We start from the raw sequence: 17,094 nt of genomic DNA on the forward strand, positions 1-17,094 counted from the left end.
TCCGGCTCTTATTCCATAATACTTGATTATAAACGTTTTCACCTTTAAGAGCAAGGAATTTCACGAACTTACACGACATTTCACAAATTATCCACAAGTCTTTCCGGGAAAATATCCGATATCCACAAACCGGATGTTTTTTCCCGTGAATAACCCTAAGCTTAGCTGATTCTTCCCTTTACTCCAGTGGCTCTGCCAGTTTTGCCAACTCCCCCGCAAACTTCATCAGCTCTTCGATCAGTCTTCCCTGTGGTGTCAGGATAAATTTCGGCTCATGATCAGCCTTAAACTGCAAACCTCTCCGGTACTGCGCCATAATAGCCGGGATACCTGCGGGATCCAGCTTGGCCTTTTCATAGAGCGTGATCCGGACATCTTTTCCAAGCTGCTTGATCTCCGTCACATATCCCTGATGGGCAAGAGCCTTCAGCCTTGCAATGGCAAGAAGGTTCAACACAGCTTTTGTCGGCTCGCCAAAACGGTCGATCAGCTCCTCCAGCATATCGTCATATTCCTGCTGGCTTTCAATACCGGCAATACGCTTATAAATATCCAGCTTCTGGAACTCGTTGCCGATATAGGAATCCGGGATAAACGCATCGATGTTGAGATCAATGGTCGTCTCAAAATCATCCATAGTCCGGATTCCCTTTGCCTCCTTGACAGCCTCACTGAGCATCTTGCAGTAAAGGTCATAACCAACTGCGTTCATATGCCCGTGCTGCTGAGCACCAAGAAGATTTCCTGCTCCACGAAGTTCCAGATCCTTCATAGCTATCTTAAAACCGCTTCCAAGGTCTGAATACTCCCGCATGGCGCTAAGCCGTTTCTCCGCGGTCTCCTGGAGCATCTTGTTTTTGGTATACATCAGGAATGCATAAGCAGTCCTGTTGGAACGTCCTACACGCCCACGGAGCTGATAAAGCTGGGAAAGGCCATATCTGTCCGAATCATGGATGATCATAGTGTTTACGTTGGAAATATCCAGTCCTGTCTCAATAATAGTGGTGGAAACCAGTACATCCACATCTCCGTTGATAAAATCATACATTACCTGCTCCAGTTCCCTCTGACTCATCTGTCCATGTGCAAAATCCACTCTGGCCTCCGGCACAAGTCTGGATATCCGAAGGGCTACTTCGGCAATGTCATTGACTCGATTATATACGTAATACACCTGTCCACCCCGGCGAAGCTCCCTGCGGATAGCTTCCCGAACAGTCTCCTCATCGTACTCCATAACGTATGTCTGGATCGGCACACGATCCATCGGCGGCTCTTCCAGAACGCTCATATCACGGATACCGATGAGACTCATATGAAGAGTTCTCGGAATCGGCGTTGCCGTCAGCGTCAGTACATCCACATCTTTTTTCATCTGCTTGATCTTCTCCTTGTGAGTAACACCGAAGCGCTGCTCCTCATCAATGATCAGAAGTCCAAGATTTTTAAATTCCACATCTTTTGAAAGAACTCTGTGGGTGCCGATCACAATATCTACCTGTCCCTTTTTGATCCCTTCGATGGTCTTTTTCTGCTGGGCAGATGTCCGGAAACGGCAGAGAAGCTCCACCTTCACCGGAAATTCTTTCATACGCTGTACAAAGGTATTGTAATGCTGCTGGGCAAGAATGGTAGTAGGGACCAGATAAACCACCTGCCGGCTTTCCTGTACTGCCTTAAACGCAGCTCTTAAAGCAACCTCCGTCTTTCCGTAACCAACGTCACCACACACAAGACGATCCATGATCCTGGTGCTTTCCATATCTCTCTTGGTATCCTCAATGGCTGCCAGCTGATCCTCTGTCTCCTCATAGGGAAACATCTCCTCAAATTCCTTCTGCCATACGGTATCCGGTCCGCAGACATACCCCTCTTTCTCCTGGCGTACTGCATAAAGCTCAACCAGCTCTTTTGCGATATTTTTTACTGCACCCTTAACACGGCTCTTGGTCTTATTCCACTCCTGACCGCCAAGCTTGTTCAGCTTGGGCGTTTTTGCATTTTCGGAGGATCCTGAATATTTCTGCAAAGCATCCAGCTGGGTTGCCAGGATATAGAGATTACTGCCGCCCCGGTATTCGATCTTGATGTAATCCTTCACAACACGGTCAACCTCTACCTTTTCGATTCCACGGTAAATACCCAGTCCGTGCTTTTCATGAACAACAAGATCACCAATGGAAAGCTCTGCAAAATCCTGGATCCTGTTTCCGCTGTACTTTTTCTTTTTTTTGCGCTTTTTCTGCTCTTTGCCGAAAATATCGGTTTCCGTCATCACTGCAAATTTGATCAGCGGATACTGGAAGCCACGTCTTGCGTGACCATAGACCACCATGATCTCCCCGGGGCTAATGATACGATCCATGTCCTGGCTGTAAAAAGCATTCAGTCCTTCCTCTGAAAGATCCTTTGCCAGACGCTCCGCCCTGGTCCTGGAACCGGAGAGCAATGCGATCCGGTATCCCTGACTCTTATACTGAAGGAGATCCTTTACCAGAAGTTCAAAGCTGCTGTTATAAGAATCTACAGACTTCACCGTAAGATCAAATTCCTCATTGATCTTCCATCCGGAACGTCTGGGAGAAAGTGCGGATACAGCCACACAATTCCATCTGTTCAGCTTCTTCTGCAGTTCCTGAAAGCCACATAGCCACTGCTCCGGAAGATTTGCCTCGCCTTTTTCCTCTCTGTGCATACGACTCTGACGGTACTCTTCCTCCACACCCTCGCCGTTTTCTGCCAGGTGGTTCAGTTCATCCAGAAACACCAGTGTTTTTTCTTCCGGAAAATAATCCAGAAAGGATACCATATCTTCTCCGTCCATCTTTTCTGCGGCCGGATAAATCGTAATTTCATCTACATTTTCCAAAGATCTCTGACTTTCCGCATCAAAGCTCCGGATAGAATCCACCTCATCATCCCACAGTTCGATACGCCAGGGATTATCCTCTGTCAGCGGATAGATATCAATGATTCCTCCACGCACAGAAAACTGCCCCGGAAGCTCTACCTGACCAGTGCGTTCATACCCTAGCTCTACCAGCTCTTCCTTCAGCTGATCCAGATCGATCACACTGTCACTTTTAAAATGAAGAAGTCTGCTTCTGATCTTTTCCAGCGGCATCAGGAAATCCATACATCCGTCAATGCTGGTAACAACGGTCACTTCTTCCTGTTCCAGAAGTGCCCGGATCACACGCATCCGCTGCCGGATCAGAAGATTTCCGTGAATATCTGCCTGAAAAAACAGAAGATCCTTTGCCGGATAAAAATATACATTTTTGTCATAGAATCGGTAATCCTCATAGATTTCCTTTGCGTTGCGCTCATCATCCGCAAGGATCAGATGATATGGAAAAAGCCCGGAAAGTCCATACATCAGATGGACCTTCTGGGACTCCATGCATCCGGAAACATTAAGAATTCCGCAGTTTGCGCCACAGCGCTTTTTTATTTCCTCAAACTCTGCAAGACCCTGCAGAGGATGCAAAAATGCTTCCATACAAACCTCAATTCTTAGGCTTTTTCCTGTTATATTTATTCATCGCCGCATCTACGCCCTCGGACAGGATCATCTCCACAGCCTCTGCCGCATCATTGATCCCTTCATCCACAAGCTTGCGGTCACTGTCCGAAAAATGACCCAGCACAAAATCTGCCAGATCCCAGTCTTTCGGTTTTGCACCGACACCAACACGGATGCGGATAAATTTTTCAGTTCCAAGGCGGCGGATGATATCCTTGATCCCGTTATGTCCGCCTGCACTGCCCTTTTTGCGGATACGAAGCTGCCCAGGCTCCAGATCGATATCATCGTAGATCACGATCAGCTCTGTCTCCGGATCGATCTTGAAATAGCCGGACATCTCCTGGATCGGACCGCCGCTTAAATTCATATAGGAAAGCGGTTTCATCAGAATAGCTTTTTCACCGCCGATGATACCTTTTCCATACATGGCATTAAATTTTACGCCACCCTGCGGGATATTATGCTTCTCCACAAGACAGTCAACGGTGTCAAAGCCCATGTTGTGGCGTGTAGCCTCATACTGCTTTCCCGGATTTCCCAAACCTGCAATTAAATACATAAAAACTCCTCAGCTGTAATTTACCTGTTTCAACGCCAGGCCTTCTTATGCCTTAAGACATACAAATGCTCTAATCGTATCAGTTGAAATATACCATCTCATCAGCAAGTGGCTCACAAACTTCCACATGCTCTGCGTAAAGTACGATTCCCTCTCCCTGATATTCCATTCTCTTCTCAAACGCAACCTTCGCAGTAACATCCACCCACTGGCCTTCTGCGATCTTCGGAGCAAAAGCGCTCTTGCAGATGTAACCAAGGAATGTGGTATCATCTGCACAGCATGTCATGGCTGTTCTTCCGGGAACAAAGAATTTGCTTCCCATTCCACGCGGCTTCAGGGCACGTGCTTTAAAGTGAACGGTTTTTCCGACATAGCGGTCCGGATGATCCATGGAATCCACAAACCAGATACCATAATCCTCCGGAAGGATATCGATCACCGGCGCGTCAATATCAAATGGCATCTCATCCTCAAAAAGATCACCAAGCTCGCCCTCTTCATCCTCAAAGATGATCTCCGCACGCTGGTTCACCACCTTGATGCTTCTTCTGTAAGAAGGAAGCGGATCGTTCTCCTGGCAGCGGTTAAAGATAACCATATCCGCATTGCGGACCATGTCCATAAAAAGGGACTTCATATTCGCCATATAGACTTGGAATGTGCTTGCATCCACACAGGTGATATGCTGCTCCACGCCCCAACCTTCCGGTTTTTCCATTTCTTCGAATTTACTTACCAGCCACATGCCATTATACTCAATGATCACCCGCTCCGGCTGATGCAGGATCTCCATTGCCGCAAGTCGTTCCGGTGTAAGCTCTTCCTCACTGTCAATGCTCTCCACAACGGTATTGCACTGTTTCAGTGCTTCCTCATCATATTCTTCCTCACCCTCTTCACAAAGGATCAGCAGTGTTTTTCCATCGATCTGAAAGTAATCCTGCTGCAGGGTAAAGCTCAGGAAAGAGGTCTTGCCGCTTTCCAGAAAACCTGTGATCAGATAAACGGGTACTCTGGTCTCTTCCATAAATCCATCCTATCAGATATTGTACGATTTAATGTACAGTATCTGTTTCCTTTCTGTAACAATCTATATCTGTATTCCGCTTTGGCTTTGCGTCAAAACGGACATTTATTTTATCATATGCTTTATGCGATCCCGAAAAGCTCCTCCAGTGCATGCTCGTCAAGCTTAGAACCGATCACGCACAGACGGCCTGTATATTCCGGTGCACCCTCACGGATCTCAGTTTCTTCCGGAACCATATCAAAATAGATCCATGTTCCGTCTTCTGCCGGAAGCATTCCCTTTGCACGGAGGATGATACCGTATTTATCAGACTCGGAAAGTGCCTCAAGGATCTTCTCAAGTCCCTCACGTGTATATTTTTTAATAGTCTCACGGCCCCAGCTTGTGAAGACCTCATCTGCATGATGATGGTGGTGGTCATGTCCACATCCACACTCTCCGTCGTGGTGATGGTGATGCTCATGCTCTTCATGATCATGGCCGCAGCCGCACTCTCCGTTGTGGTGATGGTGATGCTCATGCTCTTCATGATCATGGCCACAGCCGCACTCTCCGTCATGGTGATGATGCTCATGCTCTTCATGATCATGGCCACAGCCGCACTCTCCGTCGTGGTGATGGTGATGCTCATGCTCTTCATGATCATGGCCACAGCCACACTCTCCGTCGTGGTGATGATGATGCTCATGCTCCTCCTCAAGCATCTCCTGCTCCAGGGATACCGGATGCTCCATAACCTCTACCAGCTTCTTACCGTCAAGATTCTCGATCGGAGTTGTAATGATAGCAGCATCCTTATTCAGGCTGCGGAGAAGCTCCAGGGACTCCTGAACCTTTTTCTCACTTGCAATATCGGTACGGCTCATGATGATAGCACCTGCATACTGGATCTGATTATCAAAGAACTCACCGAAGTTCTTCATATACATTTTGCATTTTTTTGCATCAACAACAGTTGTATAGCTGTTCAGTTTAATGTCAACCTCGTCCTGAACACCCTGTACAGCCTTGATAACATCAGAAAGCTTACCAACTCCTGACGGCTCGATCAGGATCCTGTCCGGATCATATTTGGTAACAACCTCTTTCAGAGAGGTTCCGAAATCTCCTACCAGAGAGCAGCAGATACATCCGGAGTTCATCTCACGGATCTGGATCCCTGCCTCTTTCAGGAAGCCGCCGTCAATACCGATCTCACCGAACTCGTTCTCGATCAGAACTACTTGCTCACCCTGAAATCCGTCCTTCAGAAGCTTTTTGATCAGAGTTGTTTTTCCGGCGCCAAGGAAACCGGAGATAATATCAATTTTAACCATTTTGTATACACTCCTTTTAACGTAGTTTGACCAGGAAGTATTATACCCCCTGGTTGTATCCTGTTATGCTCATGATGACAGAGAAAAAAATACCTGTTTCTGTATCTGCTGTCATTATATCCATTTTACAAAACAGACATTCCTATTCTGCTTTATATTCAGATTAATAGAGGGATGTGAAAAGCTCACATCCCTGAAAATCGTTCTTCCTATCAGCCGTTGATCATAAAGCTCATAAGCTTGTCGATATCCTCTTTCTCTGCTGCAACGATCTCAAGCTCCGGGATCTCACCGCCGGAAAAGATGTTTGCAAGAGATACATACTGGGAAAGCTTGGATTTCAGGTTCAGTCTGTCTCCCTCTCCTGTTACAAGCTCTACTCTGCCCTTGCAGCTGTCAATTACCTCAAAAAATTTATCAATATCTGTAATATGTGTTACTTTCATTTTAAAAATCTCCTTTCTTATTAAAGGGCTGTTCTTAACTCTTTCCGTTAGATTATACCCCAGTGTTTTTAAAAAAGCAATCCCTGCCGGGCAAAAACACTTCACAGATATTCTCTGAGGATCTATATATATTTCGTCATATTTCTTTAATTTCAACGGTACAGTCTTTTCTTCCTTTGTTCCATTTCATGAGATAAACCTTAAATCCCAGAGAATCTCTGGCAATGGTAAACGGTTCTTCCCTGAGTATTTCGGATCCGATGCCCTGCTCGTTCAGCTCTGCCTGCTTTGCCCTGGCTTTTTCCGTAAGAACTCTAAGCTCTTCATCGGCTTCTTTTCCAAAAGAACGATTCCCATATCCGGATGAAGCTTCCCGCAGCTTTTCAGAAAGGCACATCGTTACCTGGATGTGTTTTGTACGGTGAAGCATTCCTGCCAGTTTCCGTGCTACCCATTTAAACGGAAGTTTCCGGTAAATTTCAAGCCACCTGACAAAGGTACGGTCTCCTGCCTGCCTTGCGATCTCTCCCATTACCTCAAATGCCTTTTCCGAGGGAATCCACGGATTTTCCCTGGGAACAATATACTTTTCCGGAACAGCCGGATAACAGCAGTAATTCAATGGCGGAAATTCCACCAGTGCAGAAAGCTTCTCCTCCAGAGCGTTGCAGCTGTCCCCGCCTATATAATCATATTTGTCGCGGAGGATCGCCAGGCGATATTCCAGCTGCCGTAAATATTCATACCCTTCTACCCAGAAATGACCGATCCGGCTGTAATCGTAGAGATATTTTTCCAGAGACAGAGTTTCAAAAAACAAAGTCACCGCCGAATCATCCTGGTGGACCACAAGGATATATTCTCTCCCCTGCCGGCTTAAATCTGCCAGGATCTCGCCCTCGTAATCCGGTTTGTATACACCTGTCATACGGGCATTTCCAAAAACAAGAAAACTTTCTACCGCATCATTCATAAGATACACAAGACGGATTTCGCCGTTTTTTACATAAGAATCCACTCTGTACATATTGTCATCGGACTTTTCCGCAATTGCTTCCGAAAAAGCACTCTCTGAAGCTGCTTTCTGATCCTGCAGATTTTTCTCATCATTCACTGCCACCAGTTCAAACTGATCTTCTCCAAGCAGCTCTGCTAGCTTCTGAAAGGTATCTGGCAGCTCTTCAAATGCCTTCTCTGAGACATATCTCTCCGGTGCTGTTTTTCCTGCAGTATTATTTCCAGTATCCATCAATTACCTCTTTATTCAGTTTCTCCCCAATAACGATCATGATCTCCTGTCCCAGCTTTGCCGGCCGGATGCAGATCTCATGGCGGGTAGCATTCAGCTCCAGCCACTGTCCATCTTCTTTTCTGAGAAAACCTTTTACGCGAAAAACATCTCCGCAGGATGGATCATTCAGGAGCCTTTCTGCAGTTTCATAGAGTTTCTCCTCGCTTTTATGAACGTTCATAAAAAACAGAGAATCAAATCCACCGCCTTCCGCATAGGATTCCTTCACATAAGCTTCTGATACATACCCGCAATTCAGGATCTTTTCCAGGTCTGTGTCTGTGAGCTCATCCCAGTTTCCGGTGAGGATCTCACTGTCCAGACGGCGCCTGCACTGGATCTGGCCAAGTGCACGGTTGAGATGCTCTTTTGTGCTGCTGATCTCTTCCACCGTGGCTTCCTGGCTCCTGCTCAGTAATACATAGCCTGCATCTGCCACCTCGGAAGCCAGCAGATAATCCGCTTCCGCAGAAAGATCCTCTGCCAGCTTCGCATCCACAATGGCGATCACATTTCCGATCTCATACCATTTATCCAACGGTTCCTCATGGAGGGCGTCAAAGAACTCATCCACATCAAAGATTCCGGATGGTTCTACGATGACACGGTCGTAACCGCACATTCCCATGGCGATCAGCTTTGTCTTAAATCGCCGTCTGTGACAGTCCGCATCACAGCCCCCGGAAACCATCTCCAGCTCACAGTTGTCTCCCATCAGATCCTGAAGCAGCATCATATCCACATTCACTGCCCCGAAATCATTTTCCAGGATCCCGATGTTCATGCCTTTTTTCAGAAGATAGGAGGCATATTTTTTTATAAATGTTGTCTTTCCGGATCCGAGAAATCCGGTTATCAGATCGATCTTTATCATATTTCTTCCTTTATCTTATCAACTCTCCGGAGCATACAGTAAAATAAATGCAAATATATGCTTTACTTATGTTCCGGTCATATTTCAATAATCTCCTGCCCGACAAATGCCGGACTGCTATCAGTATATAATCTTTTTTCCGCAAAGAAAAGAGGCGGTCCTGAAAAATCCTCTCAGAACTGCCTCTTTCCGGCTATTTTATCTTTTTATAAACATATATGAAGATTACTTTGTAAACAGATCTACCAGATCCTGACCATCATTATAGCCCTGTTTTTTCAGTTCCTGAACAAACCAGTCATCTACACCGTCTACTGCTTTCTTAAAGGAATCGATATCCATGTCCTTTTTCTCTGTGAAGGTCACACCGTTGCTCTTCTCCCAGCGGCTCATGATCTCCTCGTCGCCGGAACGGTTGATATAACGCTCATACTCAACAGCCTTCTGGCCTGCCTCATCAACAACCTGCTGCTGTTCCGGTGTCAGGCTGTCATAGATATCCTGGTTGATACAGAAGAACAGACAATCATAGATTGCATCCCACATGGAGCAGTACGGCTGTACCTCCTGTACACTGGCTGCGTCGATCGCAGGCAACGGGTTCTCCTCACCCTCTACCGTATTCTGCTGAAGTGCTGTGTATGTCTCAGACCAGTTCATATTTGTGGCATCTGCCCCCCATCTCTTATAGCATTCCATAAGAAGGTTGGAACCGGCCACACGAACCTTCAGGTTCTTCATGTCGTCTACTGTTTTTACTTCATGCTTGCTGTTTGTCAGCTCACGGAAACCGTTCTCTGCGATTCCCATACAATGAAGTCCGTACTCACCAAGGATCTCTTTCAGCTTTTCTCCGGCCTCACCGTCAAATTTTGCATCTGCGTCATCGTAAGAATCATAGATAAACGGCAGGGATACTACATTGAATCTCGGGTCAAATGCAGAGTAGATCAGATTGGAATGCATGGAGATCTGTACCGGGTCTCCGTTCATCAATGCCTGGATTCCCTCGGACTGATTTCCGTTTGTCAGCTGATCCGCTGCGTAAATATTAACCTTGACTTTTCCGCCGGTTGCTTTTTCCATAAGCTCACCAAACTTACGTCCTCCGTCAGCCCAGGTACTTGTTTCAGTTGTAGAGCATGCGAAGTTCCATGTCATCTCCGGCCAGTCAAGATCACTGTAATCCGTGATAGTATTAAAGGAATCACTTCCGTCTCCGGAATCCTTGGAACTCTGGCTTTCTGTGTCAGAAGACTGGTCTCCTGTATAGGAGTCCTCTTTTGCAAGAGCCTTCGGAAGAGCTGTGGAAACAGCCGGAATATAAGTGATGATCAGAAGAACTGCAACGGATGCAGCGATCATCGGCATAACTGCTCTGGAGATCTGCTGAAGAGTAACCTCCAGACCTTTTTTGATCTTGATACTGATGGCAACGAAAAGATTTACACCTACCGGAGGTGTTACCTGTCCGATTGCAAGGTTAACTGTTGCCATAACACCGAATGCTACCACATCATAGCCCAGAGCCTTACATACCGGAAGCATGATCGGTACAAAAATGTACATCGCAGAGTTTGCATCAATGAAGCATCCTGCGATCAGGAAAATGATGTTTACGATCAGAAGGAAGGTAACCTGATTATGTGCAATGCCGGCAAGAAGCTCAGATGCCGCATTTGCAATACCAAACTTGGTACATACAAAAGAGAACAGGGAAGCACTCGCTACGATCAGCATGATTCCACCGGTTGTCTTTGCAGAATCCACAAGAATGTCAAACAGATCTTTTAGCTTAACCTCACGGTAGATCACCATACCAACAAACAGACCGTAAACAACAGATACGGCTGCAGCCTCAGTTGGTGTAAAGATACCGCCGTAAATTCCTCCGAGGATGATAACCGGCATCAGGAATCCCCAGAATGCATCTTTAAATGTATCCCAGCGCTCTTTTGCGGAAGCTTTTTCACGGGATGGCTGAATGTTATGTTTCTTTGCCTCGATCATAACGATGATCACAAGAGCAACACCCATCAGAAGTCCCGGAACGATACCAGCCATAAACATATCTGCAATAGATACACCTGTGATAGAAGCGTATACAACGAATGCGATACTCGGCGGTATGACAATGGCGATGGAACTGGAGGTTGCCATCAATGCCGTGGAAAACGGTGCGGAGAAACCGCCCTGCTCAACCATAGCCGGGATCAGAACTGCTCCAAGTGCCGCAACCGTTGCAGGACCGGAACCGGAGATCGCTCCGAAGAAGCAGGCTACGATAACACATACAATGGCGATACCGCCCTTTTTATGTCCTACGCAGGTATCTACGAAGTTGATCAGTCGTTTGGAAATACCGGCTTTTGCCATAATGTTTCCGGACAGAACAAAGAACGGGATAGCAAGAAGCAGGAATTTACTGATTCCGGAGTACATATTTGTAGCTACGATCGTCAGAGATGTACCGGAATAAAGGATGGCACATACAGATGACAGACCTAAGCAGATCGCAATGGGAAGTCCCAGGATCAGGAAAACAAAGAAGGAGATAAATAAGATTGCACTGATCATTTATTTGTCCTCCTTTTCATCATCTTTTTTCAGGCAGAAGTCCAGGCAGTACTCAATAAAATGAAGGATCATACAGCCTGCTCCGATCGGCACGAAGGACCAGAAGATCCACTCCGGCCAGTTCAGTACGAAAGTTCTCTTGCCGTTTGCCAGCTGTGTAAGAACTTTGTCCATTCCATACTTAAATAAAATTGCGGAAAAAACAATACTCAGGACCGTGATCAGGATCACAGATGGTTTTTCCAGTTTTTTCGGAAGACGGTCCGTAACCAGTGTCAGACTTACCAGTCCTCCTTTTTCACGGCAGGCAAGTGCTGCTGCCAGAAGTGTGATGAGAACAAACACCGCTACAACAAGCTCTTCTGTAAAAGACCATGAGCGATGGATGACCTTACGGGAAAATACATTTCCCACAGTCAGCACAAGGATCAGCAATGTGGAAATGACCAGTACGATTTTTTCTACTGCTGCAAGTGCGTTCATGAGTTTTTTGTACACTTTCATACTCTTTCCCCTTTTGTATATTTTTCCGGTTTCAGATCCTTACCCCGTGGTTTAAAATGTTTTGGATAAAAAAAATCCGTCCCCTTTCAGGGACGGATATAAAATTCCGCAACCACCCTGTTTCTCCATTGAAACAAGCACGATTCTGCAACGTACCGGCATACGCGACTTCTGTAACGGGAAGCACCCGTGAAAACCTACTTACTTGTCTGAAACCTTCGGCTTTCCTTCTCAGGGATGATATTCAAGGCAGTTCCGACGCTGCATCACACCAGTCACAGCTCTCTGAAGACGGTTCCTCTGTCTCTACTGATTCCCTTCATGGAATTTACTTCTGTTATGTGTTAACTCTTTAATGAGTTAAACCAATTCTAACTCTGTTTGTTTTGATAGTCAAGTTTTTTTTCAAAAACTCCTTCAGGCGTTCTTTCCTTCTCCGGCGAAGTACTCCTTCACAAGCTTTACAACCACACCGGAAAGCAGGAATACTGCGATCAGGTTAGGGATCGCCATCAGACCGTTGAAGGTCTCTGCGATACTCCAGAGAAGTCCAAGGTCAACAGTTGCGCCGATGATCGCTACCAGAGAGTACAGTACCATAAAAGGTCTGATAGCTTTTTCCTTAAAAAGGAACTCCGCACATCTGGCTCCGTAAAGTCCCCATCCAATGATAGTGGAAAATGCGAAGCAGCACATGGCAACTGCTGTAAAGATGGAAACCCAGTTTCCGTATGTACTGGTAAAACCGCTGATGGTAAGCTCCGCTCCTGCTGCTGCGCCATAACCAACCGGCACCCCGCTGCAGAGGATGACAAGCGCTGTCAGCGTACAGATCACGATCGTGTCCGTGAATACCTCAAAGATCCCGAAAAATCCCTGTTTTACAGGTTTTCTGGTGTCTGCACAGGCATGTGCGATGGAACCGGTACCAAGACCTGCCTCATTGGAAAAAATACCTCTGGAAACACCTTTTTTCATACTCATGAAAAAGCTTCCTACTACGCCGCCTGTCACAGATGCCGGATTAAATGCCCCTCTGATGATAGCGCTGAAAACACCCGGAACATTTTTCCAGTTGATGATAACTACACCGACGGCAAGAATAATATAAAACAATGCCATAAACGGTACCAGCTTTTCTGTAACCTGGCCGATCCTTTTGATTCCGCCAAGCAGGATCATTGCCACAAGGATCGCAAGGATGATCCCCATAACAAGGTTTACCGTAGAAGTATTGTCTGCAGCGATCACATTGTAATTGATCAGTGCAGAATCAATAGCTGTTGTAATGGTATTAACCTGGGTTGCATTTCCGGTTCCGAAAACAGTAAGCACACCGAAAGCGGAAAACAGATATGCCAGCCAGTGCCAGTGTTTTTTTAGACCATTCTTAATGTAATACATTGGTCCTCCAACCAGATCTCCGTTGGCATTGGTTTCGCGGAAATGTACCGCAAGTGTTACTTCTGAAAACTTTGTACACATTCCAAGAAGTGCGGAAATCCACATCCAGAATACGGCTCCCGGTCCTCCGATGGCAATAGCACCTGCCACACCTGCAATATTTCCCGTTCCCACGGTAGCAGCTAACGCCGTACAAACAGCCTGAAACGGTGTCAGACTTCCATCGGAAGCTTCTCTTTTCCGAAGCATACGTCCGATAGTGACCCTGATGGCATAGGGAAATTTCCGAATCTGGAGAAAATTCGTGCGGATACTTAAATAAAGACCTGCACCAATAATACAGATCATCGCAGGAACGCCCCAGATAAAATTGTTTACGGCAGCATTCACTGATTCAATAACAGATAACATTCTATAATCCTTCCCTTATTTAATTTTGTCTTTTTGGATTGTACGTTTGTCTGTACAAAAAGACGATTCGTTAGATTATATCACATTTTTTGTCGAATGTATAAGAGAAAAGCTTTATAATTTTACTATGATAAAGAAAGGAAGTGAATAAAAGCTGCCAATCCTGTTGTTAAATATGTGATACACCTGTAGTAAAAATACTTATCTGTGATCAATATCATTTTCCGTATCGTCCAGGAATGTAAATATATATCCCCAGTATTTCTCCAGGATCTTACCTCTGCTTCCATAGATCTCATGCTTTGTTCCGATCATATGGATATAATCACAGCTTGTTTTTCCCTGGCGATTGATCTTTCCGGCAAAATTTTTCAGGGCACGGACAGACACCAGATCTTCAGTCTGAGCCTGGATGAGCAGCATTGGTGCCGTATATTTTTTCCATCCGTAGAGACGCAGATACCAGCTCATTTCCGCAGAAGCCCAGAGCCAGCCGTAGGATGGAGACCAGGTCTGGAGCTCCTTATGTTCTGCACGGAGATTTTTGTATCGCTCGTATCTTGGTTTTGATGTTGCGGAGCTTGTCTCAAAAGAACCGCTGTCATCGTAAGGCTTTCGGCCAGCTACATATTCCTCATCTTTTCCGAAAATGCATTTCTCCAGAGCTATGCCGGTGGCTGCCGGCCACGGAACATTATCTGTAAGAGGACGGATCATCGGAGAAGAAAGGATCACCTTGTGAAACCAGTCCGGCTCCCAGGCCGCAGCAATACCACCGATGGCACCACCCATGGAATGTGCATACAAGTTAAGTGACAGATCCGGATGTGCTTTCTTTATGTAGCGGCATGCTTTCAGAAAATCGCGGATATATCTTCTCCATGTATCGATGTGGACCAGAGACGGGTCTGCGGTAAGACGATAGCTGCGGCCATGGCCGCAATGCTCCGGAATATATACATGATAGCCTTCCTTAAGAAAATAATAGGCCACTTCATCATATTTTACTGCTGATTCTGTGAATCCGTGGCTGATGACTACCACACCTTTAGGCATATCAATATCAGACAGATACTGCAGCATATGGATCTTGCCTGTGATCCGTTTGCTTTCGTTACGAAACGGATAATCCGCACCCGGTACATAAAGTTCCCTTCTGTGAGACAGAAGATATGGCGTTACGATATTTTTCATGGTTTCTTCGTATTCATTTTCATGTATGATCTGCATATTGGTTAAAAACCTCCCTTGCTTTTACTGTATTGCTTTTTTGCTTCTCCCGAACTCTGCTTTTCAAAACCCTTCCATGTTGTCACAGCTGTTTTCTTACAGGATAACAGAATCCACTCCTCCAGGCAATCCTTTTCAGACCATTTTGCTCTTTAATTTCCATTAAAAAATGCCCGGACATTTTGATATGTACCGGGCATTTCTTCTATTATTTAATAAAATCTCACAATATCTTCCACATCTTTACGTTTCGGTCTTGCAGGCTCTTCGGCTGCTTTTCCGATGGCGATCACTGCCATTACCGTTTCTGTTTCCGGAATGGAAAGGATCTCACGTAGCTTGTCTCCGGCACGAAGTCCCATGATCAGGGTTCCATATCCAAGCTCCTTTGCCTTCAGGATCAGATTCTCGTTCTGAAGTCCCAGATCATAGCAGCCCCAGCCGTTTCCAAGCTCATTATCCGGTGTTCCGTCTTTCTGAAATCCGGCATGGTTATGTACAAAGGTTGTAACGATCAGGGAGGCATTCTCTGCTTTTGCCTGGTTCATTTCCGGCAGACATTCTCTGCTGACCTTCTCCACCATCTCTTCGGACATTACACAGTAATATCTTCCGGTCTGAGAGTTTTTCCAGCTGGGTGCTTCCTGAGCGGCCCGGATCACTGCAAGAAGATCTTCTTTTGTGATCCTGCTCTCCGGGCTGTATTTACGGATGGTCCTTCTCTCTTCGATCAGTTTCTGAAATTCCATATTTTTCCTCCTTATCTGTCCGGTGCAGGATATGCTTCCGGATCCTGCAGTTATTCCGGCATGGATTTTTATGTTCACACTTTTTATGGAGCTATTTTAACACAATGCCGTATTGAAATCAATTTTCAGAACTCCGGCATCGTTACTGTTCATTCTGCGACCGTTACTGTTCACTCCGTTCTCAGCAACACGCTTCAAAAAATATTGCCTGAGAACAATAACTGCAATACCACTTATGAAGATTTTTTTTGATTTACCACATAAATTCCCACACAGACAAGAAACAGTGCGATGAGGCTTCCCATATTAAATGCCTGACGTACCTCTCCCAGAACCAGTGCAGACAGGATCACACTGAACAAAGGATTTACAAAGCCAAAGATCGCTACCCTGGATACATCATTCCAGGCAAGCAGCACTGACCACAGTGTATAGGCCACCGCAGACACCATTGCCAGATAAAAGATGATCCCGATACCGGCGGCATTTACCACTCCGAAATGTCCTCCCATCCCTTTTCCGATCAGGAACAGAATGATCCCGCCCATGGTAAACTGCGTTCCGCTGAGTACCACCGGAGATACCTTTCTGGAAAAAATATTGATCAGCACCGTGGACATTCCGTAAGAAAACTGCGCGATCAGAATAAATCCTTCTCCTGTAAGCCTAAAACCTGCATCCAGAGAATTTCCCATGAGATTGATCACGACCACGCCGGCAAAACCGAGGATACAGCCGAGCATCTTTCGCCCGGTCATTTTTTCCTTGTGAAAAACAAGGCAGGACAGCAGGATCGCAATAAAATTCCCAAGACCTGTGATAATAGCGCCTTTTACACCGGAGGTATGTGCCACACCTATATAAAAGAAGAAATACTGACATACCGTCTGAGCCATACATACCGGCACCGCATATTTCAGAACAGTTCGATCCGGAAGCAGAACCTTGCGCTCACGCAAAGATGCAAAGATCAGTACAAGGATTCCTGCCAGTGCAAAACGCACACCTGCAAAAACGATCTGACTTGCTGTATCTGCAGAATCCATCTGCATCAGACGGTATCCTGTCTTGATCAGCGGGATCGCACTCCCCCAGAGAAGACAGCAGACGCAGGCAAGCGCTGCCACCACCCAGGTTTTTTTTAATATTGTTTTTGTTTGTTCCATTT

At 46.0% G+C, this 17,094-nt stretch carries 13 protein-coding genes and 1 other annotated feature; all 13 genes read right to left on the minus strand.

The genetic code is table 11. From position 1 onward, the window contains the following. Window positions 1-178: 178 nt before the first annotated feature. Complete coding sequence (gene mfd / locus ACTNDQ_RS06265; RefSeq protein ID WP_278795423.1) at window positions 179-3,505, minus strand: transcription-repair coupling factor; 3,327 nt, start codon at window positions 3,503-3,505, stop codon at window positions 179-181. Window positions 3,506-3,512: 7 nt separating this feature from the next. After that, a complete protein-coding gene (pth, locus tag ACTNDQ_RS06270; RefSeq protein ID WP_015525511.1) occupies window positions 3,513-4,091 on the minus strand; it encodes an aminoacyl-tRNA hydrolase in 579 nt (192 codons plus the stop codon). A 79-nt stretch (window positions 4,092-4,170) separates the two neighbouring features. Then, on the minus strand, window positions 4,171-5,121 hold the full coding sequence (locus ACTNDQ_RS06275; protein WP_021651300.1) for a TIGR03943 family putative permease subunit: 951 nt from the start codon (window positions 5,119-5,121) through the stop codon (window positions 4,171-4,173). A gap of 122 nt (window positions 5,122-5,243) precedes the next feature. Then, window positions 5,244-6,440 carry a CobW family GTP-binding protein gene (locus tag ACTNDQ_RS06280; protein ID WP_441064184.1) on the minus strand — a complete coding sequence of 399 codons (1,197 nt, stop codon included), beginning with the start codon at window positions 6,438-6,440 and terminating at the stop codon, window positions 5,244-5,246. A 212-nt stretch (window positions 6,441-6,652) separates the two neighbouring features. Continuing rightward, window positions 6,653-6,886, minus strand: a complete 234-nt coding sequence (locus ACTNDQ_RS06285; RefSeq protein ID WP_118169595.1) for a polya polymerase — start codon at window positions 6,884-6,886, stop codon at window positions 6,653-6,655. 136 nt (window positions 6,887-7,022) lie between these two features. Further along, window positions 7,023-8,135, minus strand: a complete 1,113-nt coding sequence (locus ACTNDQ_RS06290; protein WP_441064186.1) for a DUF3878 family protein — start codon at window positions 8,133-8,135, stop codon at window positions 7,023-7,025. Beyond that, window positions 8,119-9,051 carry a GTP-binding protein gene (locus tag ACTNDQ_RS06295; RefSeq protein WP_278795419.1) on the minus strand — a complete coding sequence of 311 codons (933 nt, stop codon included), beginning with the start codon at window positions 9,049-9,051 and terminating at the stop codon, window positions 8,119-8,121. The genes ACTNDQ_RS06290 and ACTNDQ_RS06295 overlap by 17 nt, the downstream gene beginning before the upstream one ends. A 225-nt stretch (window positions 9,052-9,276) precedes the next feature. After that, window positions 9,277-11,628 carry a TRAP transporter large permease subunit gene (locus ACTNDQ_RS06300; RefSeq protein ID WP_441064189.1) on the minus strand — a complete coding sequence of 784 codons (2,352 nt, stop codon included), beginning with the start codon at window positions 11,626-11,628 and terminating at the stop codon, window positions 9,277-9,279. Beyond that, window positions 11,629-12,132: a TRAP transporter small permease gene (locus ACTNDQ_RS06305; protein ID WP_015525504.1), complete on the minus strand. Its 504-nt coding sequence runs from the start codon at window positions 12,130-12,132 to the stop codon at window positions 11,629-11,631. 85 nt (window positions 12,133-12,217) lie between these two features. Continuing rightward, window positions 12,218-12,464, minus strand: a binding site (T-box leader). Between the two features lie 85 nt (window positions 12,465-12,549). Next, the gene (locus tag ACTNDQ_RS06310; RefSeq protein WP_441064191.1) at window positions 12,550-13,947 is read right to left on the minus strand and encodes an alanine/glycine:cation symporter family protein; all 1,398 of its coding nucleotides are present in this window, start codon (window positions 13,945-13,947) and stop codon (window positions 12,550-12,552) included. A gap of 201 nt (window positions 13,948-14,148) precedes the next feature. Beyond that, window positions 14,149-15,177 carry an alpha/beta hydrolase gene (locus tag ACTNDQ_RS06315; RefSeq protein ID WP_279200612.1) on the minus strand — a complete coding sequence of 343 codons (1,029 nt, stop codon included), beginning with the start codon at window positions 15,175-15,177 and terminating at the stop codon, window positions 14,149-14,151. 212 nt (window positions 15,178-15,389) lie between these two features. Next, window positions 15,390-15,926: a nitroreductase family protein gene (locus ACTNDQ_RS06320; RefSeq protein ID WP_015525501.1), complete on the minus strand. Its 537-nt coding sequence runs from the start codon at window positions 15,924-15,926 to the stop codon at window positions 15,390-15,392. Window positions 15,927-16,159: 233 nt separating this feature from the next. Next, entirely contained in the window at window positions 16,160-17,092 is a 933-nt protein-coding gene (locus ACTNDQ_RS06325; protein ID WP_021652647.1) for a DMT family transporter, read from the minus strand. Window positions 17,093-17,094 lie beyond the last annotated feature (2 nt).

The sequence above is a fragment of the Blautia massiliensis (ex Liu et al. 2021) genome (genome assembly GCF_052064225.1).
GTDB lineage: Bacteria > Bacillota > Clostridia > Lachnospirales > Lachnospiraceae > Blautia_A > Blautia_A fusiformis.

Bases quoted from the DNA above. Each gene is read 5' to 3' on its own strand.
- mfd (WP_278795423.1), bottom strand. From the start codon at position 3,505: ATGGAAGCATTTTTGCATCCTCTGCAGGGTCTTGCAGAGTTTGAGGAA.
- pth (WP_015525511.1), bottom strand. From the start codon at position 4,091: ATGTATTTAATTGCAGGTTTGGGAAATCCGGGAAAGCAGTATGAGGCT.
- ACTNDQ_RS06275 (WP_021651300.1), bottom strand. From the start codon at position 5,121: ATGGAAGAGACCAGAGTACCCGTTTATCTGATCACAGGTTTTCTGGAA.
- ACTNDQ_RS06280 (WP_441064184.1), bottom strand. From the start codon at position 6,440: ATGGTTAAAATTGATATTATCTCCGGTTTCCTTGGCGCCGGAAAAACA.
- ACTNDQ_RS06285 (WP_118169595.1), bottom strand. From the start codon at position 6,886: ATGAAAGTAACACATATTACAGATATTGATAAATTTTTTGAGGTAATT.
- ACTNDQ_RS06290 (WP_441064186.1), bottom strand. From the start codon at position 8,135: ATGGATACTGGAAATAATACTGCAGGAAAAACAGCACCGGAGAGATAT.
- ACTNDQ_RS06295 (WP_278795419.1), bottom strand. From the start codon at position 9,051: ATGATAAAGATCGATCTGATAACCGGATTTCTCGGATCCGGAAAGACA.
- ACTNDQ_RS06300 (WP_441064189.1), bottom strand. From the start codon at position 11,628: ATGATCAGTGCAATCTTATTTATCTCCTTCTTTGTTTTCCTGATCCTG.
- ACTNDQ_RS06305 (WP_015525504.1), bottom strand. From the start codon at position 12,132: ATGAAAGTGTACAAAAAACTCATGAACGCACTTGCAGCAGTAGAAAAA.
- ACTNDQ_RS06310 (WP_441064191.1), bottom strand. From the start codon at position 13,947: ATGTTATCTGTTATTGAATCAGTGAATGCTGCCGTAAACAATTTTATC.
- ACTNDQ_RS06315 (WP_279200612.1), bottom strand. From the start codon at position 15,177: ATGCAGATCATACATGAAAATGAATACGAAGAAACCATGAAAAATATC.
- ACTNDQ_RS06320 (WP_015525501.1), bottom strand. From the start codon at position 15,926: ATGGAATTTCAGAAACTGATCGAAGAGAGAAGGACCATCCGTAAATAC.
- ACTNDQ_RS06325 (WP_021652647.1), bottom strand. From the start codon at position 17,092: ATGGAACAAACAAAAACAATATTAAAAAAAACCTGGGTGGTGGCAGCG.